Raw genomic sequence first — 23,601 nt, 5'->3', positions numbered from 1 at the left:
GCAAGGTCCTTCGCCAACTGGACCATGTACATCTGCGCCTCGTCCACGTCGCGGACGCGCACCGGACCCATGGCGGCCATGTCCTCGCGCAGGATCTTCGCCGCACGCTCGGACATGTTGGAGAAGAACAGATCCTTCAGCGACTCCGAGGCGCCCTTCAGCGCGGTGCCGAGCTTCTGCTTATCGACCGTGCGCAGCATCGTCTGGACGCCGGTGGGGTCGAGCTTCGACAGATCCTCGAAGGTGAACATCAGCGACTTGATGCGCTCGGCGCTGTCGCGGTTGCGTTCCTCCAGGGCAGCCATGAAGCGGTGCTCGGTGGTGCGGTCCAGGCCGTTGAAGATCTCCGCCAGCATCTCATGGCTGTCGCGGCGGCTGGTGCGGGCGAGGTTGGTCATGAACTCCGTGCGCAGCGTGCGCTCGACGTCGTCCAGAACCTCCTTCTGCACCGCCTCCATGCGCAGCATGCGCATGATGACTTCCATGGCGAAGCTTTCCGGCAGCTGCGCCAGGACGCGGCCGGCATGGTCGGAGCGGATCTTCGACAGGACGACGGCGACGGTCTGCGGATACTCGTTCTTCAGATAGTTGGACAGCACCGACTCGTTCACGTTGGTCAGCTTGTCCCACATGGTGCGGCCGGCCGGACCACGGATATCCTCCATGATCTGGTCGACCTTGTCCTTCGGCAGGGTCTTCAGCAGCAGCCGCTCGGTCGAATCGAGGGAGCCGACCACGGTGCCGCTCGACGACATCTGTTCGGCGAACTCGACGAACAGGCGCTCGATCAGGTTGGCCGACACCGTGCCCAGGTTCGCCATCACCTGGGACAGTTCCTTGATCTCCTCGTCGTCCATCAGCGAGAACAGCTTGGACGAATGCTCCTCGCCCAGCGCCAGCATCATGATGGCGGCCTTTTCCGGGCCGGTGAGGGTCCGGTAGTCCTCACGAACCTTCTGAGCCATTGCTACCCTTCATGATGCGCGATTCAGACAATGCGCGATGATTGCGACAAACATCGTTAACAAACGATAAGGAAGGGCGTGGCGGCGTGTGAAATGGCGGGGCCGGAACCGAATCCGGGCGGGGCGGTTGGAGGGTGCAGCCCCAACCTCCCGCGCGAAAGGTGGCGTCCATGCCCGCCCGTGCCGCCCTTCTGCCGCCCTGTCTCGCTGCCGTCCTGTCGGCAATTCTGCCGGCCTCCGCCCTGGCGGAACGGGCGGTGACGGTTCAGGGCGGCAACTGTCAGGTGTGGGACCAGTATCCCGACCGGCGCAAGACCAGCCGCTGGTCCGGAGCCTGCCCGGACGGCTGGGGGAATGGTCCCGGCGTGCTGAGCTGGTCCTACGATGGCCGCTATGACGGACAGGTAGAGGGCACGCTGGTCGACGGGCGGCTGGAAGGAAAGGCACTCGTCACTTGGCGCGACGGACGCCGCCTCGACGGGAATTTCCGCGACGGTCTGGTCTCAGGGCAGGCGACCCATGTCTGGCCCGACGGGCGCATCTATGAGGGGGAGTGGAAGGACGACCGCCGGACCGGCTTCGGCACGCTCACTTTCCCCAGCGGAAACAAGTATATCGGCCAGTTCAACCGCAACCGGCCGACCGGGCAGGGCGAGTTCGTCACCGCGGACGGCCGCCGCTATCGGGCGCGGATCGACGCCCACGGCACTGTCGGCGCCGGCGCGCCGCTGGACCGCCCGCCGCAATCGGCCGCGATCCCGTCGGCCGTGGAGCCCGACCCCGCTTCGCCGCCGATCCGCACCGGCCGGCCGCAGAAGCTGGAGGAGTGGCTGAACCAGTCCGACCAGCTTCTTCGCGACCGTTCGCGGTAGAGGGCTGGCTGCGTCCCCAACATTGCGGAAATGCCCCTCACCCGGACCCACGCCCACCGCATACGCTGCTATGTGAAAATGGATTTACAGAAATATGCCGATCCTGTAACTCTATCGACATAGAGGCCGTGCTGACGCTGCGAAGGGGTTCGGGGGAATGGAGTCGCCCATTCAGACGGGATCGCTGCTGATCCGCATGCAGAACTGCCAGCAGCAGCTTCCGGCCGCCCTCGCCAAGGTGGGGGAGTGGGCGCTGGCCTATCCCTTCCGCACTGCGACTCTGAAGATCGGCGAGCTGGCTGCGGCGGCGGAGGTCTCCGTCGCGTCGGTCAACCGCTATGCCCGCTTCCTCGGCTATGACGGCTTCCCGGAATTCCGCGAGGATCTGCTGCGCGCCTTCGAATCCACCTTCGCGCCGGTGGAGAAGTTGCGCGTCGCGGTGCAGCGCGACACCTCGAACGCCGAGATCATGCGGGAATCGCTGGCCAGCGACGCCGTCAACATCTCCCGCACCATGGATTTGTTGCAGCCGGAGCAGTGCGAAGCCGCCGTCCGCCTGATCCGCGAGGCCGGCCGCGTCGTGGCTCTGGGCCTCGGCGACAGCGCCTATCTCGCCCTGTTCCTGGCCGACGTGCTGGAACCCTATGTCGACAATGTCCACGAAGCCATCGAGTTCGCGGGCACCGAGCGCACCATCCGCCGGCTGATGACGATGAAGCCCGGTGATCTGGTGATCGCCATCACCTCGCCGCGCTATTCGCGCCGGACCATCGAGCATCTGCAGATGTGCCGGGAGCACGGGGCGAAGGCCATCGCGCTGACCGACGCGCCGGACAGCCCGATCGTGCCGCTGGCCGACGTCACGCTGCTGGCCGGGGCCGACCATGGCGTGCGCCACAGCTCCCCCACCGGGCTGATGGCGCTGATCGTCGCGCTTGGCACCGCGCTGTCGCGCTCCGGTCCCGACAGCGTCCATCAGGCCGCCGACATGGCCGAACGCATCCTGCCCTACCTCCACGTCGTGCCGAAAAGCAAGCAGCCGACGGATTGAGCCGGGCTTTCCCTTCCACGCGACAAAGAAGCCGAAAAGCGATGACGATCTCCTATTGGAACGGGCGTTACCTGCCGCTGGACGAGGTCCATGTGTCGCCGCTGGACCGCGGTTTCCTGTTCGCCGACGGCCTCTATGAGGTGACCGCCGCCTACAACGGCCACCTGTTCGAGCCGGAGGCGCATGTCGCCCGCCTGCAGCGCGGCCTGTCCGAACTGCGCATCGACTGCGCACTGTCGGCCGGTGACTGGCTGGACATCATGGAACGGCTGGCGGCGGAGTCCGGCATCGACGGCGATCTGACCGTCTACCTGCAAATCACCCGCGGCGCCGCCGCCAGTCGCGGCCATGCCTTCCCGGCCGGCGTCACTCCGTCGGTCTTCGGCATGGCCAGCCCGCTGAAGCGTCCGCCCGCGGCGTGGCGCGACCAGGGCGTCGCCGCCATCACCATCCCCGACATCCGCTGGGGCCGCTGCGACCTGAAGACGGTGGCGCTGCTGGGCAGCGTGCTGGCGCAGCAGGCGGCGACCGACGCCGGCGTGGTCGATGCGCTGCAACTGCGCGACGGGATGGTGACCGAGGGCGCCGCCACCAACATCTTCGTGGTCAAGAACGGCGTCATCGCCACCCCAATCAACGACAACCGCATCCTTGAGGGCATCACCCGCACCGTGATCCTGCGGCTGGCCGCCGAGGCCGGCCTGCGGCTGGAGGAGCGCGACATCCCGGCGGCGGAGCTTGAGACGGCCGACGAGATCTGGATCGCCAGCACCACCAAGGAAATCACCCCGGTCACCAGCCTGAACGGCAAGCCGGTCGGCAGCGGCGCGCCGGGCATGGTGTGGCGCCGCCTGTTCGCGCTGTTCGCCGAGAGGCTCGGACGATGAGCGCTGCGGCTGCCGTGAAAGCGGTCGACACCGCACCGGCTCTGCTTTCCGTAGAGGGGCTGAGCGTCGCCTTCGACGGCGAGCATGGTCCTGTGCGTGTGGTCGACGACGTCAGCTTCACCGTGGCGCCGGGCGAGACCGTCGCCATCGTCGGCGAGTCCGGCAGCGGCAAGTCGGTGACCTCGCTGTCGCTGATGCGGCTGGTCGATTATGCCGGCGGCCGCATCGTCGGCGGTCGCATCCGCTTCAAGGGCCGCGACGGACGCGAGCGCGATCTGGCATCCCCGCCGGCCGAAGCGCTGACCGACATGCGCGGCAACGACATCGCCATGGTCTTCCAGGAGCCGATGACGTCGCTGAACCCGGTATTCACCATCGGCGATCAGATCGCCGAGGCGGTGATGCTGCACCAGGGTCTCGACCGCAAGGCGGCGCGGGCGGAGGCTCTGCGCATGCTGGAGAAGGTTCGCATTCCCGAACCGGCCCGGCTGCTCGACCGCCACCCGCACCAGTTGTCGGGCGGCATGCGCCAGCGCGTGATGATCGCGATGGCGCTGTCCTGCAAGCCGTCGCTGCTGATCGCCGACGAGCCGACCACGGCGCTGGACGTCACCATCCAGGCCCAGATCCTGCGGCTGATCCGCCTGCTGCAGGACGAGATGGGGATGGGCGTCATCTTCATCACCCACGACATGGGCGTGGTGGCGGAGGTGGCCGACCGCGTCGTCGTGATGTGGCGCGGCCGCAAGGTGGAGGAGGGCACGGTCGAGCGCATCTTCCAGGCGCCGCAGCACCCCTACACCAAGGCGCTGCTGTCGGCGGTGCCGAAGCTGGGCGCGCTGCGCGGCCAGGATTTGCCGGTGCGCTTCCCGCTGCTGGTGGTCGATGACGCCAAGGCGGAGGCCGCGCCGCCGGCCCCGCCACCGGTGCAGGACACCGTGCGCGCCACCGACGCGCCGCTGCTGGAGGTGCGCGACCTCACCACCCGCTTCGACGTCCGCAAGGGCATCTTCGGCTCGCTGAAGGCTCGCGTCCATGCGGTGGAGAAGGTCAGCTTCGCCGTCCGTCCGGGCGAGACGCTGGCACTGGTCGGCGAATCCGGCTGTGGTAAGTCGACCACCGGCCGCACCATCATGGGGCTGCAGTCCGCCACCTCCGGCACCATCCGCTTCGACGGCACCGACACCGCGACGCTGGATTCCAACGGTCAGGCGAAGCTGAAGGAAAAGATCCAGTACATCTTCCAGGATCCCTTCGCCTCGCTGAACCCGCGCATGACCGTCGGCTTCAGCGTCGCCGAGCCGATGCTGGTCCACGACTATGCGCCGGCCGCCAAGCCGGGCATGTCGCGCCGCCGCGCCGTCGAGGAGCGGGTGGCGGAGTTGCTGACCCAGGTGGGCCTCAAGCCGGAACATGCGCGCCGCTATCCGCACGAATTCTCCGGCGGACAGCGCCAGCGCATCTGCATCGCCCGTGCGATCGCCTGCGATCCCAAGCTGATCATCGCCGACGAGGCGGTGGCGGCGCTCGACGTGTCCATCCAGGCGCAGATCGTCAACCTGCTGATGGAACTGCAGGCCAAACGCGGCCTGTCCTACCTGTTCATCAGCCACGACATGGCGGTGGTGGAGCGGGTCAGCCACCGCGTCGCCGTGATGTATCTCGGCCAGATCGTCGAACTCGGCCCCCGCCGCGCCGTGTTCGAGAATCCGCAGCACCCCTACACCCGTCGCCTGATGGCGGCGGTGCCGATCGCCGATCCCAGCCGCCGCACCCGCGACCTGCGGCTTTTGACCGGCGAGATCCCGAGCCCGATCCGCGCCATCGGCGATGAGCCGGTGGTCCAGCCGCTGGTGCCGGTCGGCGACGACCATTTCGTCGCGCGCCACGCCGTCGGCGGCGATTTCTGAACCAAAAAACAGGGAGTTCTCACGTGAAGCGTTTTGCTCTTCCCCTGCTGGCCGGCCTGCTCGCCGGCACCGCGCTGGCCGGTCCGGCCTTCGCCGCCAAGGATCTGGTCGTCGGCATCCCCGACAACATCACCACCCTGGACCCGGCCGACATCAACGACACCCTGTCGCAGTCGGCCAGCCGCACGATGATGCAGGGCCTGTTCGGCTTCGACAAGGACATGAAGCTGGTCCCGCTGCTGGCGGAAAGCTTCACGGTCAACGACACCGCCACCGAATACACCTACCACCTGCGCAAGGGCGTCACCTTCCATGACGGTTCGCCCTTCAACGCCCAGGCGGTGAAGACCAACTTCGACCGCCTGTCCAACCCGGCCAACCGGCTGAAGCGCCAGAGCCTGCTGGCGATGCTGGCCGAGACGGTGGTGGTCGACGACTACACCGTCACGCTGAAGCTGTCGCAGCCCTTCGGCGCGCTGAACAACAACCTCGCCCACCCCGGCGCCATGATCCACAGCCCGAAGGCGCTTGAGACCTTCGGCAAGGAGATCGGCCGCCATCCGGTCGGCACCGGCCCCTACAAGTTCGTCAGCTGGGAAGCGGACACGCTGAAGGTCGAGAAGAACGACAAGTATTGGAAGCAAGGCCTGCCGAAGATCGACCACGTCACGCTGAAGAGCGTGCCGGAGAACGGCAGCCGCATCGCCATGCTCCAGACCAACGAGGCGCAGTTCATCTATCCGCTGCCGCCGGAAATGGTGAAGATGGTGGAAGCCAACAATCAGCTGGAGGTCATCGACGCCCCGTCGATCATCGCCCGCTATGTGGCGATGAACACCATGAAGAAGCCGTTCAACGACCCGCGCGTCCGTCAGGCGCTGAACTACGCCATCGACAAGAACGCCTACGCGAAGGTGGTCTATCGCGGCTATGCCGGCCCGCTGGATTCGGCGATCCCGTCCAAGCTCGGCTTCCACGTCACCCAGCCGAACCAGTACACCTACGACCTTGCCAAGGCGAAGGCACTGCTGGCCGAGGCCGGCTATCCGAACGGCTTCGAGGCCGAGATGTTCGGCCGCAACAGCACCAACTTCATCCGCGGTATGCAGTTCGTGCAGCAGCAGCTGTCCCAGATCGGCGTCAAGCTGACCGTCACCCCGCTTGAGGCCGGCGTCGAGACCGCCCGCGTCTGGGGTGTCGAGAAGCCGGAGGATGCCACGGTGCAGATGCAGTATGGCGGCTGGTCGGCCTCGACCGGCGACGCCGACTGGGGCCTGCGCCCGCTGCTGTGGGGCAAGGGCTTCCCGCCGAAGTTCTTCAACGTGGCGTACTATAAGAACGACACGGTCGACGCCGCCATCGAGACCGGCATCGGCACCGCCGACACCGCCAAGCGCGCCGAGGCCTATCGCGTCGCCCAGGAGCAGATCTGGAAGGACGCGCCGTGGATCTTCCTCGGCGTCGAGAACCTGCTGGCCGGCAAGTCGAAGAAGCTGACCGGCTTCTACTACGTCGCCGACGGCGGTCTGCAGATGGAAGAGGCTGATCTGCAGTGATGTGACTGCGGCGCCAGTCGCCGTCGCGGCTGGCGCCGCGTTGCCCCCTCCCCAACCCTCCCCCGCTTCGCGGGAGAGGGAGCTTAGCGCGAGAGCGGCGGAGTTCCCTCTCCTGCCGAAGGCGGGGGAGGGTTAGGGAGGGGGCATTCGAAGCCGACATCTTCACCAGGACCTCTGCCCCATGCTGAAATATCTCGTCGGCCGTCTCGCCGGCATCCTGCCGGTTCTGCTGGTGATTTCCGTCTTCGTCTTCGGCTTCGTCCATCTGTTGCCGGGCGATCCGGCGCGGCTGGTCGCCGGGCCGGATGCGACCCAGCGCGACGTCGAACTGGTGCGCCAGGATCTCGGCCTCGACCAGCCGCTGTGGGTGCAGTATGGCCGTTTCCTCGGCAATGCGGTGCAGGGCGAGTTCGGACGGTCGATGAAGTCGAAGCGGCCGGTGTCGCAGGAGATCGGCGAACGCTTCATGCCGACCCTCTACCTCACCGTCGTTGCCATGGTGTGGGCGACGCTGGCCGGGCTGCTGATCGGGGTGGCGTCGGCGACCAAGCGCGGGCGCTGGCAGGACCACGTCGGCATGGTGGTGGCGGTGTCGGGCATCGCCTTCCCGTCCTTCTGGCTCGGCCTGCTGATGATCGATTTGTTCTCGGTCAAGCTCGGCTGGCTGCCAACCAGCGGTTATGGCACGTGGCAGCATTTCGTCATGCCGTCGCTGACGCTCGGCCTCGGCGTCGCCGCGGTGATGGCGCGCTTCACCCGCTCCGCCTTCATCGAGATCGCACGCGAGGATTACGTCCGCACCGCGCGGGCCAAGGGCGTCCCGGCCCGGCTGGTGGTGTGGAAGCACACGCTGCGCAACGCGCTGATCCCGATCATCACCATGGTCGGCCTGCAGTTCGGCTTCCTGCTCGGCGGGTCGATCGTGGTGGAGACGGTGTTCTCCTGGCCGGGGCTGGGCCGGCTGCTGGTGGATAGCGTCAATTACCGCGACTACACCGTCATCCAGGCCGAGATCCTGCTGTTCTCGCTGGAGTTCATCATCATCAACCTGCTGGTCGACGTGCTGTACGCCCTCGCCAACCCCGAGATTCGCTACTCATGACCACGACAGACGCAACCGGCGTGGCCGCCGCAGTCCACGAAGCCGTCCGCTCGCCGCTGCGCGAGTTCTGGCGCAAGTTCCGGCGCAACCGCACCGCCATGGCGGCCGGCATCTGTCTGCTGGCGCTGGCACTGGCCGCGGCGGCGGCGCCCTGGATCGCGCCGTTCGATCCGGCGGCCTTCGATTACGACCGCATCCTGGAAGGCCCGTCCATCGATCATTGGGCCGGCACCGACGCCTATGGCCGCGACATCTTCAGCCGCATCCTGTGGGGCGCGCGCATCTCGCTGTCGGTCGGTCTGCTGTCGGTGCTGCTGGGCGGGGCGGCCGGCGTGGCGCTGGGTTTAATCGCCGGTTTCCGCGGCGGCTGGATCGACAGCCTCATCATGCGCATCTGCGACGTGCTGCTGGCCTTCCCCGGCATCCTGCTCGCCATCGGCATCGTCGCCATCCTGGGGCCGGGCATCGAGAACGTCATCTATGCGGTGGCGATCTTCAGCGTGCCGGTCTTCGCCCGCCTTGTGCGCGGCAGCACGCTGTCGCTGAAGCGCGCGGTCTATGTCGACGCCGCCCGCGCCATCGGCGTGCGCGACCGGCTGCTGATGGTGCGCCACATCCTGCCGGGCACGCTGCCCAGCGTGATCGTCTATGTCTCCATGCGCATCGGCACCTCGATCCTGACGGCGGCCAGCCTCAGCTTCATCGGCTTGGGCGCCCAGCCGCCCAGCCCGGAATGGGGCGCCATGCTGGCCGACGGGCGCAGCTACATCGGCGTCGCCAGCCATGTCACCTTCTATCCCGGCCTCGCCATCTTCCTGACGGTGCTGGCCTTCAACCTGCTCGGCGACGGACTGCGCGATGCCCTCGACCCGAAACTCCGCTGAGCACGGCAAACGTGCGCGGGCCTTCGGGCTCGCCTGCGGCCGGCTGACGCCGGGGCCGCGCAACGCCATCACCGACGTTCCGGGCGTGCGCGTCGGCCATGTCACGCTGGATGAAGGTGCGATCCAGACCGGTGTCACCGCCATCCTGCCCCATGCCGGCAACCTCTACCGCGACAAGCCGGTCGCGGCGGCGGAGGTGCTGAACGGCTTCGGCAAGAGCGTCGGGCTGATGCAGGTGGAGGAACTCGGCGCGATGGAAACCCCGATCCTGCTGACCAACACCCTGTCGGTCGGCACCCTGTCCACCACCCTTGTCCGCCACGCCATCGCCGCCAACCCCGACATCGGCCGCACCACCGCCACCGTCAATCCGCTGGTGATGGAGTGCAACGACGGCCCGCTGAACGACATCCAGGCCCTGGCGGTCACCGAAGCGCACGCCGCCGCCGCCCTTGCCGCAGCTCTCGGCACGCCCGACGGCGCCGAGGTCGCGGTCGGGTCGGTCGGCGCCGGGCGCGGCATGTCCTGCTTCGGCTTCAAGGGCGGCATCGGTACCTCGTCTCGCCGCCTCAAGCTGGACGGCAAGCGCCATCATCTGGGCGTGCTGGTCCTGGCGAATTTCGGCCGGCCAGGGGAGTTGCGCCTGCCCGACGGCCGCCGCGTCGCTGTGCCGGAAAGGGACGACGCGCCGGAGAAGGGCTCCGTCATCGTCATCGCCGCCACCGACGTTCCGCTCGACCACCGCCAGCTGCGCCGGGTAATCCGCCGCGCGGGGGTCGGGCTGGCGCGGGTGGGATCCTTCTGGGGCCATGGCAGCGGCGACATCGCTCTGGGCTTCACCACCGCCAACCGCATCGACCATGACGAGCGGGCCGACCTCATCCCACTACGCATGCTGAACGAGCGCCGCATCGATGCCGTGTTCGAGGCGATGGCCGACGCGACGCAGGAAGCCGTTCTCGACGCGCTGGTCGCCGCCACGCCGGTGGTGGGCCGAGACGGCGCCAGCCGGCCTTGCCTGTCCGATTTGCTGACCTCCGGGAGCACTCCGTGAAGATCTACATCTCCGCCGACATCGAAGGGGTGGCCGGAATCGTCTCCCAGCAGCAGGTGACGCAGGGCAACCCCGAGTACGAGCGCGCCCGCCGCCTGATGACCGCCGAGGTGAATGCCGCCATCGAAGGCGCGCTGGAAGGCGGTGCCACTGAGATCCTGGTCAACGACAGCCACGGCCCGATGGTCAATCTGCTGCCGGACGAGCTGCACCCCGCCGCCGAGCTGATTCTCGGTCGGCCGAAGCCGATCGGCATGTTCGCCGGGCTGGAGCCGGACACGGCGGGCGTGATGTGCGTCGGCTTCCACACCTCCGCGCGCCAATACGGCATCCTCGCCCACACCACCAACAGCTTCGCCTTCGGCCGCGTCCGGGTGAACGGTTTGGAGTTGGGGGAGGCCGGCAATTACGGCGCCTATGCCGGCGAGATTGGCGTGCCGGTGATCCTGCTGAGTGGCGACGACCGCTTCGCCGCCGAGATGGAGCCACTGTTCCCGGCGTCCGAGCGCGTGGTGGTCAAGCAGGCGCTCGGCCAGCGCGCCGCCCGCTCCGTCGCGCCAGCGGTCGCCCGCGACCGCATCCGCGCGGCGGCCACCCGCGCCGTCAGCCGGGCCGCGACCATCCCGCCCTTCCGCGTCCCGCCCCGGGACGAAGGCGCGCCCTATCGGTTGGAGATCGAGATGAACAGCCCGGCGCTGGCCGATCTGGCATCGCTGATCCCGGTGTCGGAGCGCCTGGATCCCGTCACCATCCGCCTGCCGGCCGCCAGCATGGCCGCCGCGCTCGGCTGGATCAACACTCTGTCCGCGATGTCGGCCACCCTGCGCTGAGACCTGCCCCCATGACCCTTTCGCACCCGCAGCCCTTCGCCCTTGCCATCCATGGCGGTGCCGGCACCATCAAGCGCAGCGCCCTGACCCCGGCGCTGACCGAGGGCTATCACGCCGGCCTGCGCCGCGCGCTGGCCGCCGGGCACGAGGTGCTGGCCGACGGCGGCAGCGCGCTGGATGCCGTCACCGCCGCCGTGATGGCGCTAGAGGACGAGCCGCTGTTCAATGCCGGCCGCGGCGCCGTCTTCACCGCCGAGGGCGTGCAGGAAATGGACGCCGCCATCATGGATGGCCGCGACCGCTCCGCCGGTGCGGTGGCCGGGCTGTTCGGCCCGCGCAACCCCATCCTGGCCGCCCGCGCGGTGATGGAGCACACGGAGCATGTCCTGCTGATCGGCGAGGGCGCGCTGGACCTCTGCCGCCGCCAGGGTCTGGCGATGGAGGAAGCCCCCTATTTCTTCACCCAGCCGCGCTGGGATGCTCTCCAGGCCGAACTGGAGCGCCGCCGCTCCGGCGCGCCCGACGACGGGGATGAGCAGCGCCGCCACGGCACCGTCGGCGCCGTCGCCCGTGACCGCGACGGCAACCTCGCCGCCGCCACCTCGACCGGCGGCATGACCGCCAAGGCCAAGGGCCGCGTCGGCGATAGCCCGGTGATCGGCGCCGGCACCTTCGCCGACAACATCACCTGCGCGGTCTCCGCCACCGGCCACGGCGAGCATTTCATCCGCCGCTGCACCGCCCACGAGATCGACGCCCGCATGCGCTGGGCCGGCCAGAGCCTGGAGCGCGCCGCCGGTGACGTGGTGGACGAACTGGGCGTGATCGGCGGCTCCGGCGGCCTGATCGCCATCGACCGCGACGGCCGGGTGGCGCTGCCCTTCAACTGCTCCGGCATGTATCGCGGCGCCATCGGTCCGGAAGGGCTGGCGATGACGGCGATCCACCGCGAGGAGTTCCGCATCGGCTGAGGCCAGTCCCCTCTCCCCCCGGGGAGAGGGTTAGGGTGAGGGGGGCGCGTGGCGAGGATTCCCAAGAGTCGTCCGCCCCCCTTTCCCCCGCTGGACAGGCGGGGGCCGGCGTCCCACGTTGCTGCTGCTCCAGTGCAAAGCCCGGAACGGAGGATGACGGCATGCGTGCGATGGTGATTTCGCGGTTCGGCGGCCCCGACGTGTTCGAACTCCAGGACCGGCCGCGTCCGGTCGCGGGGCCGGGCGAACTGTTGGTGCGGGTGGTGGCGTCGGGCACCAACCCGGTGGACGCCAAGATCCGGCAGGCCGGCAGTTGGGCCGGCATCCCCTTCCCGGCGGTGTTGGGCTACGACGTGTCGGGCGTGGTCGAGGGGGTCGGCCCCGGCGTGACCGGCTTCAAGGCCGGCGACGAGGTGTTCTACACGCCGGAGATCTTCGGCAATCCCAACGGCAGCTATGCCGACTACACCGTCGCCGCCGCGTCCATTGTCGCGCACAAGCCGCCGTCGCTCAGCCATGTCGAGGCGGCGGGCATCCCGCTGGCCGGCGGTACGGCGTGGGAGGCCATCGTCCGCCGTCTGGCGGTGCGGCCGGGCGAGACGGTGCTGATCCATGGCGGGGCCGGCGGCGTCGGCAGCTTCGCCATCCAGTTCGCCAAGGCGGCCGGCGCCCGCGTGCTCGCCACCGCCAGCAAGGCCAACCACGAGGCGATGCGCGACCTCGGCGCCGACGTGACGCTCGACTATCGCGACACCGACGTGATGGACCAGATCCTGCGCGAGGCGGGCGGGGCGGGGGTGGACGCCTCCTTCGACACCGCCGGCGGCAATGTGCCGATGAGTACCCAGGTGACCCGCCCCTTCGGCCGCATCGCCACCATCCTGCCGCCGACCGGTGACCTCGACGCGCTCTATGTGAAGAACCAGACCCTCTACGGCACCTTCCTCACCCGCGAGGGCGCCCGCCTGCGCGAGATGGCGCCGCTGTTCGAACGCGGGCAGGCGAGGGTGATCGTCGACGCCGTTTTGCCGCTGGAGCAGGTCGGGAAGGCGCATGAACGGCTCGATTCCGGCCACGGTCGCGGTAAGATCATCCTCCAAGTGGGCGCCTGACGCCCGCAAGAGGCTTTATGAGGGGCGGTCGTTGTGTATATCTGGCTGATCGGTCTGCACGTCGCCGCGGTGACGGTGTGGATCGCGGGACTGTCCGTCGCCGCCATTCTGATCAGCGCCCTGGACCCCGCGACCGCCGCCGAGGAGGGACCGTCCCGCATCCTGCGCGCGGCATTGCGCTGGGACCGCCGCGTGACCTCCCCGGCGATGGGGCTCGCCTGGATTCTCGGGCCCACGCTGGTGGTGGTCGGCGGCTGGGGCTTCGAGCCGTGGCTGGTGGCGAAGGTCGCCATCGTCATCGCCCTGTCCGCCCTGCACGGCAAGCTCGCCGCCGGACTGCGCCGGCTGGCCGAACAGGATCCCGCGTCGGGTGTCCGCCCGGTCTCGCCGCTGCTGCGCTTCTCCCCGCTGGCGGTGATCGCCGGGGTCATCGCCATCGTCACTCTGGTGGTGGTGAAGCCATACTGAACACGGTATGGTGTTGGACCGGGAGGATTTCAGCGCGAAAGGACAAGCCATGGCCGTCGCCAAGAATACGATCTGCCTCTGGTACGACAAGGACGCCGAGTCCGCCGCCCGCTTCTACGCCGAGACTTTCCCCGACAGCGTCGTGCACGCCGTCCACCGCGCCCCCGCCGACTACCCGTCCGGCAAGGCGGGCGACGTGCTGACGGTCGAGTTCACCGTCGCCGGCATCCCCTGCCTCGGCCTGAACGGCGGCCCGGCCTTCAAGCACAACGAGGCCTTCTCGTTCCAGATCGCCACCGACGACCAGGAAGAGACCGACCGCTATTGGACCGCCATCGTCGGCAACGGCGGCCAGGAGAGCGCCTGCGGCTGGTGCAAGGACCGCTGGGGCATTTCCTGGCAGATCACGCCCCGCGTGCTGACCGATGCGCTGGCGGCGGGTGGGGACGAGGCCAAGCGAGCGTTCGAGGCGATGATGGGGATGACGAAGATCGACGTGGCGGCGATCGAGGCGGCGCGGCGGGGGTGAGGGGATTTGTGGGGGTGCGGTGGAGGTGTGTCGGCTTGCGACCCAAAGCGGTCATTCACACTGGCAGCACCGCTCCCTACAATCAGCTGTTGAGCCCATTCAACAGTTCAGTAAGGGCCTTGTCGTAATCGTCCTTCAAATCAAAGCCTTCAGAATTGGATCGACCACTGATCGCGGTTGCGATTGCGGCACCATGGGTGAAATCGACGAGTATGTTTACCCAAAGCCGGATTCTCGGCGGCGACAAGCCAGCTTCGGCCAAAAGTTCGGCAATTTCTTTGGTTATCCGCTGCGCCTGTTCCGGAAAGACTGTGGGTCGGCTGAAGATGAGCAGGGTGAGGCCGGGATGGTTCAGCACTTGGCCATGATAGGCCCGCAAGAGGGCTTCGATCCGGCTTCGGGGGTCGCCTGATGCTGGTGCCGAGACGTCGCGGTAGACCCGTTCCGACATGGCTCCGATCAAACCGTCACGATCACCGAAATGGTGGTATATCGTCATGGGATTGATCTGGAGCCGTCCAGCCAATGCACGCATGGTGAACGCATCGACCCCGTTGGTGTCAACAAGGTCGAGGGCGGCTGACAGCATATCATCACGCGAGACGGTTGCCTTGTTCTGGGGCGGGCGTCCCCGTGGGCGTGTCACGGTGCGATCCGGTAGCGTGACTGGACGAGGCCGGAGGCGAAGCTGCTGGTCTCCTCATGGACGAGTGCAATATCGGAAGGGATTGCGCCAAAAAGGCTGCGCCCCTGTCCAAGCAGCACCGGGACGCGGGTGATCACCATGTCGTCAATCAGCCCCTTGCGCAAGAATGATTGGATGATTAAACCGCCGTCTACATAGACCCGGCGATTTCCCGCAGCCTCCAGCATTGTCATCGCTTGCTCTGGAGATTTGTCAGAGAATTGGACCTTTCCCACCAAGTCCTCTGGAACCTGCTGGCCCTTAAGCGAGCTCGACATCACCACAACTGGACGTGTATAGGGCCAGGGCCTTACATTCCGAATGCTTTCATAGGTGCCGCGTCCCATGAGGATGACATCGATATTATTGATGAAGGCGTCATAGCCATGATCCTCGGAAGGGTCGTCCCTTTCCAGCAGCCAGCCGATGTCCCCGTTATTGCGTGCAATGAACCCATCAAGACTAGTCGCGATGAAGACATGACCGCTGATCATTTCCATCCCCATTATTTATACATCGTATAATTAATGGGGATGGACGTCGCTTGCGTCAAGCCTGCTTCGCATCGGAGCAGAAGGTGAAGCGCAACTCCTGGCGCACAACAGACTCTCACTCCGCTCCCACATCATCCCGAATGCACGCTACCGAGTGCTCCGGCGCCGTCTCCCGCAGCCTTTGCGCCTCCGGTTTCGCGCAGGCCAGCGCCGCGATCTTGCCGTCCGCCTCCTGTTTGCTGGGGCTCTACCCAGACTGACAAGGAGCCCTCCATGCCCAGCACCCCCGATCCCCGTCTCGATTCCACCACCGACCGCACCGAAGACCGCAACTCCGGTCAGGCCCAGGTGCCGAAGCCGCCCTCCCGCGCCGAGGTCGAGGAGATCAGCCGCTCGCAGGAGTATCTGACCGACGACTGGACCGGCGACGGCGGAAAGCCGGAAGGTTCCGGCCGCTCTCCGGCGTGAAGGGCAGGGGGACGGACTCTTCCCGGACCCGAACGGCGTACATCCTCCGCCCTCAGGCTTACGCTGTCTGAGAAGTGGACGAATCAGGGAACTTGCCATCCGCCCTCCTGTCGAAGGAAGTCCCCTTCCGAAGACGGAGAGACCGGGATGCGCAATCTCCTTCCAGCCCTGATGCTCGCGACCACCCTGCTGCCGGCCGAGGCCGGCGCGCAGGTCATCGATGCCAGCGACGCCGCCTGCCGGTCGGGCGACAGCGGGTGCGCGCGGTTCGTCGGCGACGTGAAGGGGAGCATGCCGAAGCGGGGCGGCGCCAAGCAGCCGGTCGTCATCGGCACGTCGGTCTACATGCTGACGCCCTGGCAGGCCGAACGGGAGCGCCGCTGTTTGGCGCTGGCCGGCTGGGCCGAGGCGAGGGGGGAGGGGGCCGACGCCATGGCGGCCGTGATGTGGGTGGTCGCCAACCGCGCCGCCTCGGCCGACCAGCCGTCGCTGCCCTGTCGCGTCATCGTCGCCGCCGGCCAGTTCGAACCCTTCGCGGTGCCGCCGGTCGAGCCGAAGACGCGGGAGAAGCACGGCAAAACGGCGAAGCACCAGGCAAAGCAGCGGGAGAAGGCCGCCGAGCAGGCGAAGCTCGCCGCCGACCCGCGTGTCGAGGCGCGGCGCATCCTGGCGGAGATCCGCCGGCAGGCCCGCGTCATCCGGGCGGGCGGCATGCCGTCCTGGCCGAAGCCCCGCCTCACCGCCGACCAGGAGGCGCTGCACGTCGCGCGGGGGCTGGCCTGGAATCTCAACGACGACGACATGCCCGATCCCACCGCCCGCGCCTCGCTGTTCTACAGCCCGCCGACGCAGGCGGCGCTCCGCCGCCAGAAACCGGACTGGGCGGAGGCGCGGCTGCACACCACCTCCATCGGCGGCCATGCCTTCTACCGCTATCCATCGCCGCCTGCCGAGACGGCCCCGACCAAGCCCGCCGATCCGATCGGCACGCTGGTGGCGGAAATCAGCGAATAATCGGCAGGATACTTGGGGTCACGGTGGGAGCGAATGAGCGCTATGGAATAAGTCTCTGCGTCTCAAAGATGGCGGAGCACCTGTGGGCTGCCTGAAATTGCGGATAGCTCTGCCGTATTTTCCATCATGCGGAAAGCGAGGTCGCGAATTGCTGCAGATCAATCGTACCCGTCTGTCGATCCCCTAGGCTGTTCTTGTCGAACGACATGACGGCCAATGACTTGGAAGGGGAGAGAAACGATGAAGGCAGTCGATCTAATGACGCCGCGGGTCATCACCATCGGTCCCGATGCGACCGTCGCCGATGCTGCCCGGAAGATGCTGGAGAACAACATCAGCGGCATGCCCGTGGTCGATGCGGCCGGCAAGGTGGTGGGGATCATCAGCGAAGGCGATCTGCTGCGCCGTGTGGAACTGGGGACGGAGCGTCATCGCTCCTGGTGGCTCGGCATGGTGTCCGGCGGCACTCTGCCGGCGGAGGACTTCATCAAATCCCATTCCCGCAAGGTCGCCGACGTGATGACCAGCCACGTCACCACGGTGGACGAGAACGCCACGCCGGAGGACGTCGTCCGCCTGATGGAGACCCGGCGGATCAAGCGCGTGCCGGTGGTACGCCGGGGTGCCCTGGTCGGCATCGTCAGCCGCGCCAACCTGCTCCGCGCGCTGGCCAGCGTCGCCCCGGATACCCCGGCGGCCGCACCCGATGACCGCGCGCTGAGGGACCGGGTGGCCGCCGCCGTCAGGGAGGTGTCCTGGGATTCGCGCTCGCACGACGCCATCGTCGTCCGCAACGGGGTGGTCCAGCTCTGGGGCTTCGCCAGCAGCGGATCCCAGCGCGACGCCGTGCGCGTCGCGGCGGAAAGCGTCCCCGGCGTCAAGGCGGTGGAGAACAACATCCAGGTCGTCGACGCAGCGGAAAGCGGCGCCTGGGGGCTGTGATCCGGATGCCGGGGTGGAGACGATGCGCGATCAGATCTTCCCCGGCAGCCTCGCTCCCACCAGATGGGTCGCCTGCGCGCCATACTCATAGACGGCTTCCCGCATGGCGCGGGCCGACACCGTTTCGGGGGGCGTGTTGGGAAGCGGCATCTCCGCCTCCGGCAGCTTGCCGGTGATGTGCTGGGCCAAGCAGCGGCCGAGCACGGTGCCGGGGGCGATGCCGCGCCCATTGTAGCCGCTGAAGGCGATGACGTTGCGGTCCAGCCGGTGGAAGCGGGGCAGGTTGTCGCTGGTCATGCCGATCTGCCCGTACCATTCCGCCTCGAACCGCACGGGGCCGAGTTGCGGGAACAGGGCCGCCAGCGACCGCTGCGCCCAGGCCCGATGCACCGCCGTCCCGGTCCCGCGCAGCGCGCCGACGCTGCCGAACACCAGCCGGCCCAGCCGGTCGAAACGGTAGGAACTCAGCACCGACTTGGTGTCCCACACCCCCTGGCGTTCCGGCAGGATGGCCCGCTGCATGGCGTCGGACAGCGGCTCCGTCGCCAGATTGAAATAGGGCAGGTGGACCTGTTCGGTGCGCAGCTGCGCCCAGGGGCCGATGCTGTAGGCGTCGGTGGCGACCAGCACCCAGTCGGCGGTGACCGACCCGTTCGGCGTCTTCACCTCCCACTTGGCCCCGCTCTGGCTTGCCGACTGGACCGGGCTGCCGGTGAAGATGCGGGCACCCGCCGCGATCGCCGCCGTCGCCAGTCCGCGGGCATAAGCCAGCGGCTGGATGGTGCCGGCGCGGAGATCCAGCAGCGACCCGGTGTAGGCCTCGGTGCCGACCTTCTTCGCCGTTTCCCTCGCGTCGAGCAGGCGGACGGGGGCGCCGCGCTTCTGCCAGATCGCCGCGCGCTGTTCCAGTTCGCGCAGGCCCGCCTCGCCGACGCCGCAATGAAGCGTGCCCGCGCGCTCGTCCTCGCAGGCGATGCCGTGTTTGGTGATGAGGTCGAAGACATACCGGGGCGCGTTGCCCAGCAACTCGATCAGCCGCTCGCCATAGACCGGGCCCAGGGTGCTGACCAGCTGGTCCGGCATCACCCACATGCCGGCATTGACCAGCCCGACATTGCGGCCGGCGCCGCCGAAGCCGATCTCCACCGCCTCCACCACCACGGCGTCGACGCCGCTTTCGGCCAGATGCAGCGCGGCCGACAGGCCGGTGTAGCCGGCGCCGACGATGACCACGTCGGCCCGGACGCTGCCGGCCAGTGCCATGGTCGGCGGTGCCGCCGGTGCGGTGCGTTCCCAAAGCCCGTGCGACCGCGGATCGTTCTGCATCCCCTGTGGTCCTTTTCGCGTCTGTTGCGCTTGCTTTTGTACGCCCGTCATTCCCAGCGGGAAACACCGTCCCCACCGCATCCATGGGCGGAACAGGCCACCGCGCCCATCGACAGCTGGGAAGTTTGACTTGCCTACCTCCTTCGGCCAAGTGATGTTTGCTCATTCAGTCATTCCACACGAGAATGAAATGCAGAGCCCCCGCCGCTTCCTTCCCTCCCTGGCCCTGCTCTCGGCGTTCGAGGCGGCGGCGCGCACCGGCAGCATCACCGCCGCGGCCAAGGAGCTGTCTCTGACCCAGAGCGCGGTCAGCCGCCAGATCAAGGCGTTGGAGGAACTGCTGGAGGTCGAGCTGTTCCACCGCGAACGGCAGACCATCCGCCTGACCGCCGGTGGCGAGTATTACGTGCGCGAGGTCCGCGACGCGCTGCGCAAGATCAGCACCGCATCGCTGAACCTGCGCGCCAACCCGTTCGGCGGCACGCTCAGCATCGCCATCCTGCCGACCTTCGGCACGCGCTGGCTGGCGCCGCGTTTGCCGAACTTCCTGGCCGACAATCCCGGCATCACCATCAATCTGGTGACGCGCATGGCGCCCTTCGATTTCCGGCTGGACCCGGTGGATGCGGCGATCCATTTCGGCCGTCCCGACTGGCCGGGCGGGGAGATGGCGTTGCTGCGCCGCGAGACCGTCATCCCCGCCTGCAGCCGGGGCTTGCGCGACCGCTTCGACTTCCGGCAGCCGGCCGACCTGCGGCTCGCCCCGCTTCTGCACCTGACCAGCCGCCCCGATGCCTGGGAGCGCTGGCTGACCCTGCACGGCACCCCCGCCGACGGTGTGCACGGCATGCTGTTCGACCAGTTCGCCACGGCGTCCCAGGCGGCCATCGCCGGACTGGGCGTCGCCCTGCTGCCGCTGTTCCTGATCGAGGAGGAATTGCGGTCGGGACAACTGGTGCCGGCGCTCGACCTGCCGATGGAAAGCGAGAACGCCTATTACGTCGTCTGGCCGGCGGAGCGGGCGGGCTATCCGCCGCTCGCCGCCTTTCGCGACTGGATCCTGGCGGAGACGGCGGACTGCCGCGGCTCTGCAGGGTCATGAGCTTTGGTCATGAAGTCGGGAAAAACAATCGCAATCCAGCGCGGTAAATCGTTGCTATAGCAGCGGCTTGGAAGGGACCGCACAGGTCCGGCAAGCCAATGCGAGCGAGATTTGGAATGAGCGTCCAGACGATCATCAGCCCCGATGCGATCCGCACCCTGTTCTCCACCGCCATGTCGGAGATGTATCGGACGGAGGTTCCGGCCTATCAGACGCTCGTCGAGCTGGTGGAGGAGGTGAACGCGGCGGTGCTGGCCGCCGATCCGGCCGAACGCCACCGGCTGGAGGCCGCCGGCGGCCTTGCCCGCATCACGGAGGAGCGCCACGGCGCCATCCGCCTCGGCACCGCGCAGGAGCTGTCGACCATGCGCCGCCTGTTTGCGGTGATGGGCATGCATCCGGTCGGATATTACGACCTGTCGGAGGCTGGCGTCCCCGTTCATTCCACCGCCTTCCGTCCGGTGGACGGGGAGGCGCTGAGCCGCAACCCCTTCCGCGTCTTCACCTCCCTGCTGCGGCTCGACCTGATCGCCGACCCCGCTCTGCGGCGGGAGGCGGAGCAGGTGCTGGCCGCCCGCAACATCTTCACCCCCGGCTGCCTCGCCCTGATCGAAAAGGCGGAGGCCGAAGGCGGGCTGGACGAGGAGGATGCCGACCGCTTCGTTGCGGAGGCGCTGGAGACCTTCCGCTGGCACAGCCGGGCCAACGTGCCGCTGGACCTCTACAACCGCCTGCACGACGCTCACCGGCTGATCGCCGACGTGGTGTCCTTCAAGGGGCCGCACATCAACCACCTGACGCCGCGCACGCTGGACATCGACGCAGTCCAGCGGATGATGCCGGAAAAGGGCATTGCGCCGAAGGCGGTGGTCGAAGGCCCGCCGACCCGCCGCTGCCCGATCCTGCTGCGCCAGACCTCCTTCAAGGCGCTGAGCGAGCCGGTCGATTTCCGCGAAGGCGACGGTGAGGGCTGGCGCCCGGGTGTCCACACCGCCCGCTTCGGCGAGATCGAGCAGCGCGGCATCGCCCTGACGCCGAAGGGGCGGGCGCTGTACGACACGCTGCTGCAGGATTCCCGCCGCCTCGTCGCTCCGGCCGCCGACGGCTCCAACGCAGCGCAGTATATGGCGGCCCTTAGGGAAGTCTTCGCGCCCTTCCCCGACAGCTGGGACGAAATCCGCCGCCAGGGGTTCGGCTACTTCACCTATTCGCTGACCGAAGCGGGGCGCCGCAACCCGCCGGCGCCGGGCAGCGATCTGGAAACGCTGATCGAGAGCGGCCTAGTCCGCTTCGACCCGGTGGTCTACGAGGATTTCCTGCCGGTCAGCGCCGCCGGCATCTTCCAGTCCAACCTGGGCGACGACGCGCAGCAGGACTTCACCGCCAGCCCGAACCAGCAGCGCTTCGAAGCCGATCTCGGCGCCCCGGTGCTGAACCCGTTCGACCATTATGCCGAGATCGAACGGGCCTCCATCGCCGCCTGCGTCGCGGGGAAGTAGGTCAGGCGGACATGGCGGCGGTGCGGAAGGCGCCCGCCGCCAGCCAGTCCTCGAACGCCGTCGGCGCCAGCGGCCGGGAAATCAGGTAGCCCTGGCCGAAATCGCAGCCGTGCAGGCGCAGCCAGTCGTAAGCCTCCGCCGTCTCCACCCCCTCGGCGACGACGAGATAGCCCAGGTCATGGGCAAGCTCGATGGTCGAGCGGACCATGATCTGGTCGCTGCGCTCGGCGGCGATGGCGCGGATGAATCGCTGGTCGATCTTCACCGCCGTCGCCGGGATGTCCTTCAGATAGGACAGGGCGCTCTGCCCCGTGCCGAAATCGTCGATCTCGACGGCGATGCCCAGATGGCGCAGCCGGTGGAGCTGGCGGTCGACCTCCGCCCGGTCGGTCATCAGGGCGCTTTCCGTCACCTCGAAATCGATCCAGTCCGCCCGCACCCCATGGCGGTCCAGCATCGCCGCCACCCGGTCGGCGAAATCTCCGGTGCCGAGATCCAGCATCGAGATGTTGATCGACACCGGCAGGGCGATGCCGCGCCGACGCCAGTGCGCGACCTGCGCCAACACCGCCGCGATCACCCATTCGGTCAGCGGCCGCACCAGCGCCGTGCGTTCGGCCAGCGGCACGAATTCGGCCGGAGAGATCGGCCCCAGCTCCGGATGGGTCCAACGCAGCAGCGCTTCCGCCCCGATGCAGCGGTCGGTGCGCAGATCGACCTTGGGCTGGTAGGCGATGTGCAGCTGATCCCGCGCGCCCATCGCCTCGGTCAGGCTGCGCAGCAGCAGGAAGGCGCGATGGGCGGCGCGGTCCTGTTCCTCGTCATAGGCGCACCAGGGCTTTTGCTTCTCCAGCGACTGGTGGGCGGCGCTGGTGGCTGCGCGCAGCAGCTCGACGCTTCCCGGCGGACTGTCCGACCGGTGGACGAAGCCGATGCCGGTGGAGGTGGCGATCGGCACGCCCTGATATTTGAAGGGGCTGCGAATGGCGGTGCTGACGCGGTGGAGCGTGGAAACAAGCTCGCCGTCCGCCGCGTCATGGCCCGCCAGGATGAAGGCGAAGCGGGCCGGCGAGACATGGTAGAGCCGCGTCCGCTCCGGCAGGCTGGCGAGGATGCGGCGGGCGCAATCGACCTCGAACGCATCGGCGCAGACCTGCCCCAGCACGCGGGTCAGCTCGGCATATTGCTGGGACGCCGCGGTGTCGATCACCACCGCCGTTTCCGCGGAATCCGCCGGTTCGGCCGTCATGGCATCGACATCGGCGAGGAAGCGGAAGCGGTTCGACAGCGCGGTGACGGGATGCAGATAGCCGACCGCGCGCCGCGCCTCGATATGCGCCATCGTCATCGCCGACAGGTCGCGCAGTGCATCCTCCTCCTCCGGAGTCAGGGCGGCGCGCGGCTGGTCGTCCATCACGCAGATGGTGCCCAGCGCCAGCCCGTCGGCCGTCCGCAACGGTGCTCCGGCGTAGAAGCGGATGCTGGGATCACCGGTGACCAGCGGGTTGTTGGAGAAGCGCTCGTCCTGCCGGGCGTCGGCGACCACGAACAGGGCGTCGGACTCCAGCGCATGGGCGCAGAAGGCATGGTGGCGCGGCGTCTCCTGCACCGGCAGCCCGATCCGCGACTTGAACCACTGCCGGTCGCGGTCGACCAGCGAGATCAGCGCGACCGGCACCTTCAGCAGCTTGGCCGCCAGCCGGGTGATCTGGTCGAAGGCCGGTTCCGCAGGTGTGTCGAGCAGTTCGTACCGCTGCAACGCCGCAAGGCGGTCGTCCTCGCGGGCCGGGATCGGCGGCAAGGCCGACGCGGGCGTCATGGGGATGGTCATCCTGTTCCGGGCAGTATCGTCTTCAACCAAGTCCGGCACCGATCCTGCC

Annotated in this window: 23 protein-coding genes; 18 read left to right on the top strand and 5 right to left on the bottom strand. The window is 68.0% G+C overall.

What is annotated here, in order from left to right:
* Nucleotides 1-965, bottom strand: a 965-nt coding sequence (fliG, locus tag TSO5_RS25510; protein ID WP_109154256.1) for a flagellar motor switch protein FliG, incomplete at its 3' end; no start/stop codon positions are given.
* Nucleotides 966-1,135: 170 nt separating this feature from the next.
* Here fliG and TSO5_RS25505 point away from each other — a divergent pair.
* From TSO5_RS25505 to TSO5_RS25445, 13 genes are all read left to right on the top strand, one after another.
* Nucleotides 1,136-1,837: a hypothetical protein gene (locus TSO5_RS25505; RefSeq protein WP_109154255.1), complete on the top strand. Its 702-nt coding sequence runs from the start codon at nucleotides 1,136-1,138 to the stop codon at nucleotides 1,835-1,837.
* Nucleotides 1,838-1,994: 157 nt separating this feature from the next.
* A complete protein-coding gene (locus TSO5_RS25500) occupies nucleotides 1,995-2,888 on the top strand; it encodes a MurR/RpiR family transcriptional regulator (RefSeq protein ID WP_109154254.1) in 894 nt (297 codons plus the stop codon).
* A gap of 41 nt (nucleotides 2,889-2,929) precedes the next feature.
* On the top strand, nucleotides 2,930-3,775 hold the full coding sequence (locus TSO5_RS25495) for a D-amino acid aminotransferase (protein ID WP_109154253.1): 846 nt from the start codon (nucleotides 2,930-2,932) through the stop codon (nucleotides 3,773-3,775).
* Nucleotides 3,772-5,685, top strand: a complete 1,914-nt coding sequence (locus TSO5_RS25490; protein WP_109154252.1) for a dipeptide ABC transporter ATP-binding protein — start codon at nucleotides 3,772-3,774, stop codon at nucleotides 5,683-5,685. The genes TSO5_RS25495 and TSO5_RS25490 overlap by 4 nt, the downstream gene beginning before the upstream one ends.
* Before the next feature lie 23 nt (nucleotides 5,686-5,708).
* A complete protein-coding gene (locus TSO5_RS25485) occupies nucleotides 5,709-7,241 on the top strand; it encodes a glutathione ABC transporter substrate-binding protein (RefSeq protein ID WP_109154251.1) in 1,533 nt (510 codons plus the stop codon).
* A gap of 181 nt (nucleotides 7,242-7,422) precedes the next feature.
* Nucleotides 7,423-8,343, top strand: coding sequence for a glutathione ABC transporter permease GsiC (gsiC, locus tag TSO5_RS25480; RefSeq protein ID WP_109154250.1), 921 nt, complete (start codon nucleotides 7,423-7,425; stop codon nucleotides 8,341-8,343).
* Nucleotides 8,340-9,227 carry an ABC transporter permease subunit gene (locus TSO5_RS25475; protein WP_109154249.1) on the top strand — a complete coding sequence of 296 codons (888 nt, stop codon included), beginning with the start codon at nucleotides 8,340-8,342 and terminating at the stop codon, nucleotides 9,225-9,227. The genes gsiC and TSO5_RS25475 overlap by 4 nt, the downstream gene beginning before the upstream one ends.
* The gene (locus tag TSO5_RS25470) at nucleotides 9,202-10,281 is read left to right on the top strand and encodes a P1 family peptidase (protein WP_109154248.1); all 1,080 of its coding nucleotides are present in this window, start codon (nucleotides 9,202-9,204) and stop codon (nucleotides 10,279-10,281) included. The genes TSO5_RS25475 and TSO5_RS25470 overlap by 26 nt, the downstream gene beginning before the upstream one ends.
* Nucleotides 10,278-11,111: a M55 family metallopeptidase gene (locus TSO5_RS25465; RefSeq protein WP_109154247.1), complete on the top strand. Its 834-nt coding sequence runs from the start codon at nucleotides 10,278-10,280 to the stop codon at nucleotides 11,109-11,111. Before TSO5_RS25470 ends, TSO5_RS25465 begins: the two co-directional genes overlap by 4 nt.
* Nucleotides 11,112-11,122: 11 nt before the next feature.
* Nucleotides 11,123-12,082, top strand: coding sequence for an isoaspartyl peptidase/L-asparaginase (locus TSO5_RS25460; RefSeq protein ID WP_109154246.1), 960 nt, complete (start codon nucleotides 11,123-11,125; stop codon nucleotides 12,080-12,082).
* 161 nt (nucleotides 12,083-12,243) lie between these two features.
* Nucleotides 12,244-13,194: a zinc-binding dehydrogenase gene (locus tag TSO5_RS25455; protein ID WP_109154245.1), complete on the top strand. Its 951-nt coding sequence runs from the start codon at nucleotides 12,244-12,246 to the stop codon at nucleotides 13,192-13,194.
* Nucleotides 13,195-13,227: 33 nt separating this feature from the next.
* Nucleotides 13,228-13,662, top strand: coding sequence for a CopD family protein (locus TSO5_RS25450; protein WP_109154244.1), 435 nt, complete (start codon nucleotides 13,228-13,230; stop codon nucleotides 13,660-13,662).
* Nucleotides 13,663-13,711: 49 nt separating this feature from the next.
* Nucleotides 13,712-14,191, top strand: a complete 480-nt coding sequence (locus TSO5_RS25445; protein WP_109154261.1) for a VOC family protein — start codon at nucleotides 13,712-13,714, stop codon at nucleotides 14,189-14,191.
* Between the two features lie 82 nt (nucleotides 14,192-14,273).
* Here the strand turns inward: TSO5_RS25445 and TSO5_RS25440 are convergent, their stop codons facing one another.
* Nucleotides 14,274-14,780: a TetR/AcrR family transcriptional regulator gene (locus TSO5_RS25440; RefSeq protein WP_199231011.1), complete on the bottom strand. Its 507-nt coding sequence runs from the start codon at nucleotides 14,778-14,780 to the stop codon at nucleotides 14,274-14,276.
* 53 nt (nucleotides 14,781-14,833) lie between these two features.
* Nucleotides 14,834-15,376, bottom strand: a complete 543-nt coding sequence (locus TSO5_RS25435; protein ID WP_247870966.1) for a dihydrofolate reductase family protein — start codon at nucleotides 15,374-15,376, stop codon at nucleotides 14,834-14,836.
* Between the two features lie 267 nt (nucleotides 15,377-15,643).
* On the opposite strand from TSO5_RS25435, the gene TSO5_RS25430 reads away from it, so the two are divergent.
* The 3 genes from TSO5_RS25430 to TSO5_RS25420 all read left to right on the top strand — a co-directional run bounded on the left by TSO5_RS25430 (nucleotide 15,644) and on the right by TSO5_RS25420 (nucleotide 17,794).
* Nucleotides 15,644-15,838, top strand: coding sequence for a hypothetical protein (locus TSO5_RS25430; RefSeq protein ID WP_109154242.1), 195 nt, complete (start codon nucleotides 15,644-15,646; stop codon nucleotides 15,836-15,838).
* Between the two features lie 147 nt (nucleotides 15,839-15,985).
* The gene (locus tag TSO5_RS25425) at nucleotides 15,986-16,852 is read left to right on the top strand and encodes a cell wall hydrolase (protein ID WP_109154241.1); all 867 of its coding nucleotides are present in this window, start codon (nucleotides 15,986-15,988) and stop codon (nucleotides 16,850-16,852) included.
* 240 nt (nucleotides 16,853-17,092) lie between these two features.
* Entirely contained in the window at nucleotides 17,093-17,794 is a 702-nt protein-coding gene (locus tag TSO5_RS25420) for a CBS domain-containing protein (protein WP_109154240.1), read from the top strand.
* Nucleotides 17,795-17,824: 30 nt separating this feature from the next.
* On the opposite strand, the gene TSO5_RS25415 is transcribed toward TSO5_RS25420, so the two are convergent.
* On the bottom strand, nucleotides 17,825-19,120 hold the full coding sequence (locus TSO5_RS25415; RefSeq protein ID WP_109154239.1) for an FAD-binding oxidoreductase: 1,296 nt from the start codon (nucleotides 19,118-19,120) through the stop codon (nucleotides 17,825-17,827).
* 190 nt (nucleotides 19,121-19,310) lie between these two features.
* Here TSO5_RS25415 and TSO5_RS25410 point away from each other — a divergent pair, with 190 nt between their 5' ends.
* Entirely contained in the window at nucleotides 19,311-20,222 is a 912-nt protein-coding gene (locus TSO5_RS25410; RefSeq protein WP_109154238.1) for a LysR family transcriptional regulator, read from the top strand.
* Between the two features lie 116 nt (nucleotides 20,223-20,338).
* On the top strand, nucleotides 20,339-21,721 hold the full coding sequence (locus TSO5_RS25405) for a VOC family protein (RefSeq protein ID WP_109154237.1): 1,383 nt from the start codon (nucleotides 20,339-20,341) through the stop codon (nucleotides 21,719-21,721).
* A gap of 1 nt (nucleotide 21,722) precedes the next feature.
* Here the strand turns inward: TSO5_RS25405 and TSO5_RS25400 are convergent, their stop codons facing one another.
* Nucleotides 21,723-23,540 (bottom strand): sensor domain-containing phosphodiesterase, encoded by a 1,818-nt coding sequence (locus TSO5_RS25400; protein ID WP_247870965.1) that lies wholly within the window; start codon nucleotides 23,538-23,540, stop codon nucleotides 21,723-21,725.
* Nucleotides 23,541-23,601: the final 61 nt, after the last annotated feature.

The sequence above is a fragment of the Azospirillum sp. TSO5 genome, assembly GCF_003116065.1.
Lineage (GTDB): Bacteria > Pseudomonadota > Alphaproteobacteria > Azospirillales > Azospirillaceae > Azospirillum.
The sequence above is the reverse complement of the archived record's forward strand: the minus strand, read 5'-3'. Positions and strand labels throughout refer to the sequence as shown.

Excerpts from the sequence above, each read along its gene's own strand:
- TSO5_RS25475 (WP_109154249.1), top strand. The coding sequence starts at position 8,340 with ATGACCACGACAGACGCAACCGGCGTGGCCGCCGCAGTCCACGAAGCC.
- TSO5_RS25505 (WP_109154255.1), top strand. The coding sequence starts at position 1,136 with ATGCCCGCCCGTGCCGCCCTTCTGCCGCCCTGTCTCGCTGCCGTCCTG.
- TSO5_RS25440 (WP_199231011.1), bottom strand. The coding sequence starts at position 14,780 with ATGCTGTCAGCCGCCCTCGACCTTGTTGACACCAACGGGGTCGATGCG.
- TSO5_RS25435 (WP_247870966.1), bottom strand. The coding sequence starts at position 15,376 with ATGGAAATGATCAGCGGTCATGTCTTCATCGCGACTAGTCTTGATGGG.
- TSO5_RS25460 (WP_109154246.1), top strand. The coding sequence starts at position 11,123 with ATGACCCTTTCGCACCCGCAGCCCTTCGCCCTTGCCATCCATGGCGGT.
- TSO5_RS25405 (WP_109154237.1), top strand. The coding sequence starts at position 20,339 with ATGAGCGTCCAGACGATCATCAGCCCCGATGCGATCCGCACCCTGTTC.
- TSO5_RS25430 (WP_109154242.1), top strand. The coding sequence starts at position 15,644 with ATGCCCAGCACCCCCGATCCCCGTCTCGATTCCACCACCGACCGCACC.
- TSO5_RS25445 (WP_109154261.1), top strand. The coding sequence starts at position 13,712 with ATGGCCGTCGCCAAGAATACGATCTGCCTCTGGTACGACAAGGACGCC.
- TSO5_RS25470 (WP_109154248.1), top strand. The coding sequence starts at position 9,202 with ATGCCCTCGACCCGAAACTCCGCTGAGCACGGCAAACGTGCGCGGGCC.
- TSO5_RS25490 (WP_109154252.1), top strand. The coding sequence starts at position 3,772 with ATGAGCGCTGCGGCTGCCGTGAAAGCGGTCGACACCGCACCGGCTCTG.
- TSO5_RS25495 (WP_109154253.1), top strand. The coding sequence starts at position 2,930 with ATGACGATCTCCTATTGGAACGGGCGTTACCTGCCGCTGGACGAGGTC.
- TSO5_RS25420 (WP_109154240.1), top strand. The coding sequence starts at position 17,093 with ATGAAGGCAGTCGATCTAATGACGCCGCGGGTCATCACCATCGGTCCC.
- TSO5_RS25425 (WP_109154241.1), top strand. The coding sequence starts at position 15,986 with ATGCGCAATCTCCTTCCAGCCCTGATGCTCGCGACCACCCTGCTGCCG.
- TSO5_RS25500 (WP_109154254.1), top strand. The coding sequence starts at position 1,995 with ATGGAGTCGCCCATTCAGACGGGATCGCTGCTGATCCGCATGCAGAAC.
- TSO5_RS25415 (WP_109154239.1), bottom strand. The coding sequence starts at position 19,120 with ATGCAGAACGATCCGCGGTCGCACGGGCTTTGGGAACGCACCGCACCG.
- TSO5_RS25400 (WP_247870965.1), bottom strand. The coding sequence starts at position 23,540 with ATGACGCCCGCGTCGGCCTTGCCGCCGATCCCGGCCCGCGAGGACGAC.
- TSO5_RS25410 (WP_109154238.1), top strand. The coding sequence starts at position 19,311 with ATGCAGAGCCCCCGCCGCTTCCTTCCCTCCCTGGCCCTGCTCTCGGCG.
- gsiC (WP_109154250.1), top strand. The coding sequence starts at position 7,423 with ATGCTGAAATATCTCGTCGGCCGTCTCGCCGGCATCCTGCCGGTTCTG.
- TSO5_RS25455 (WP_109154245.1), top strand. The coding sequence starts at position 12,244 with ATGCGTGCGATGGTGATTTCGCGGTTCGGCGGCCCCGACGTGTTCGAA.